Source organism: Streptomyces sp. NPDC059456, from assembly GCF_042750055.1.
Classification (GTDB): domain Bacteria; phylum Actinomycetota; class Actinomycetes; order Streptomycetales; family Streptomycetaceae; genus Streptomyces.
In genome coordinates, this window is record NZ_JBHYVA010000994.1 from 1 (window position 1) to 2,147 (window position 2,147).

2 protein-coding genes and 4 tRNA genes are annotated in these 2,147 nt (G+C 70.7%); all 6 read left to right on the forward strand.

The window, feature by feature from the left end; genetic code table 11:
* Positions 1 to 181: 181 nt before the first annotated feature.
* The 6 genes from ACFXA3_RS41445 (at position 182) to ACFXA3_RS41470 (ending at position 2,082) form a co-directional block, all read left to right on the forward strand.
* Positions 182 to 856: a DUF4241 domain-containing protein gene (locus ACFXA3_RS41445; RefSeq protein WP_385196510.1), complete on the forward strand. Its 675-nt coding sequence runs from the start codon at positions 182 to 184 to the stop codon at positions 854 to 856.
* A 10-nt stretch (positions 857 to 866) separates the two neighbouring features.
* Positions 867 to 1,595: an HAD family hydrolase gene (locus ACFXA3_RS41450; RefSeq protein WP_385196512.1), complete on the forward strand. Its 729-nt coding sequence runs from the start codon at positions 867 to 869 to the stop codon at positions 1,593 to 1,595.
* A gap of 86 nt (positions 1,596 to 1,681) precedes the next feature.
* Positions 1,682 to 1,753, forward strand: a tRNA-Gln gene (locus ACFXA3_RS41455).
* Positions 1,754 to 1,780: 27 nt separating this feature from the next.
* Positions 1,781 to 1,853: transfer RNA gene (locus tag ACFXA3_RS41460), tRNA-Glu, on the forward strand.
* A gap of 63 nt (positions 1,854 to 1,916) precedes the next feature.
* Positions 1,917 to 1,989: transfer RNA gene (locus tag ACFXA3_RS41465), tRNA-Glu, on the forward strand.
* 21 nt (positions 1,990 to 2,010) lie between these two features.
* Positions 2,011 to 2,082, forward strand: a tRNA-Gln gene (locus ACFXA3_RS41470).
* The last annotated feature ends 65 nt before the right edge of the window (positions 2,083 to 2,147 follow it).

Here is a 2,147-nt window from a genome sequence, read left to right on the forward strand (position 1 = left end):
TCCTTGACCTCCACGATCCGGTCGAACTCGTCGGTCACCTTCGGCATCCCGTCGCGGGGGCCCCCCCGCCCCCCGGCCGGGGGCGGCCCGCCGCACCCCCGGGCGCCCGCCCCCTGATGCGTTGTCAGCGCAGGTCGCTAGGGTCCACCCGTACGCAACCACACAGCAGGAAAGGCCCGACGTGCCGATCACCGCCCCCGACTTCTCCTGGTTCTTCACGCCGGGCAGCACCTTCTCGTACGAGGAGGGCCCCACCGGGACGCTGTCCGTCGTCGACGGGGGCGAGCTGTGGCTGCCCACGGGCCGCGTGGTGGCCTGCGACCCCTTCACCGGCCTGGGCGGCGACTGGATCACGCCGTTCACCGTGCAGGCGCCGGCGGGCCGCCACCGGGTGCAGGTGGCCATGGCCACCCTGACCGAGCCCGGCGAGGAGCCCTCGGACGAGCCGCACCGCAGGGTCGCCGCCGCCCGCCTGCTCGTCACCGAGGCCCCGGTGGTGGCCTGGGAGCTCGCCCTGAAGGACGGCCAGGACCCCGCGGAACTCGGCGAGGACGGGTACTTCGGGTACGGCGTCGACGCGGGCGCGGGCTGCTTCTACGACGCCGCCGCCAACGACTCCTTCGAGGAGTGCGAGGGGGACGAGGGGCCGCTCTGGGACGCCTTCGAGGCCGCCGGGCACGCGGCGGGCGTCCACCTCGTCGACGGGGAGGACGGCCACAACCTCGCGGCCTTCTCCTCCGGTTTCGGCGACGGCCACTACCCGACCTGGGTCGGCCGGGACGCGGCCGGCGCCGTCGTGTGTTTCGTCACCGATTTCTTCGTCGTTCCCGAGGGCGGGGCCCCCGCGATGTCGTAGCGTCGGGGGTATGCCGATCCGCGCCGTGCTGTGGGACATCGACGACACCCTGTTCGACTACACCGGGGCGGACAGCGCCGGCCTCGCGCGCCGGCTCGCCGAGGAGGGCCTCGCGCAGCGGTACGGCTCCCCCGAGGAGGCGCTCGCCCTGTGGCGGGAGATCACCACCCGCCACTGGGACCGCTTCGCCGCCGGGCAGGTGAGCTTCCCCGAACAGCGCCGGGACCGGGTGCGGGACTTCCTCGGCGAGCCCGCGATGGGCGCCGCCGAGGCCGATGCCTGGTTCGACCGCTACGTGGAGCACTACAAGGCCGCCTGGACGCTCTTCCCCGACGTCGTGCCCGTCCTGGACGCCCTCGCCGGCGACTACCGGCACGGGGTGCTCTCCAACTCCTCCACCGTCAACCAGGACCCCAAGCTGCGCCGGCTCGGCCTGCGCGAGCGGTTCGAGGTGCTGGTGTGCGCCGCGGAACTGGGTGTGAGCAAGCCCGAGGCGCAGGCCTTCCTCGCGGCCTGCGAGGCGCTCGGGCTGCCGCCGGGCGACGTGGCGTACGTGGGGGACCAGCCGGAGATCGACGCGCGCGGCGCCCGTGACGCCGGGCTCACCGCGGTCTGGCTCGACCGGGACGGCGCGCGCGGGCCGGGCCCCTCGGGCGTGCACCGGATCGCGGGGCTCGTCCAGCTCCCCGAGCTCCTGGCCTCGGATACCCGTTTTGGAGCACGGTCAGGCATCCGGTAATGTTCTTTCTGCGCCGCCGGAGCGGGCCGAAAGGCCGGACGGAGGCGCCACTCGAAAGAAAAGCCCCACAGGGGGTTGACTTTCGGTGGGGTATAGTGTAATTGGCAACACGAGGGTTTCTGGTTCCCTTATTCTAGGTTCGAGTCCTGGTACCCCAGCGCAGTGCAGCAGTAACGCAGTGCTTTGCCCCCGTTGTGTAGCGGCCTAGCACGCCGCCCTCTCAAGGCGGTAGCGCCGGTTCGAATCCGGTCGGGGGTACAGATCCTTCCCGCAAGGTCTCCATTGGGTAGCTCCCGGACGTCTTGATGCAGGATCGCTAGGGCCCCCGTTGTGTAGCGGCCTAGCACGCCGCCCTCTCAAGGCGGTAGCGCCGGTTCGAATCCGGTCGGGGGTACTGGTCTGGTATAGACCACATTGGGCTATGGTGTAATTGGCAACACGAAGGTTTCTGGTTCCTTTGTTCTAGGTTCGAGTCCTGGTAGCCCAGCGCAGTACAAAGCAAGCCCCCGTTGTGTAGCGGCCTAGCACGCCGCCCTCTCAATGCGGTATCGC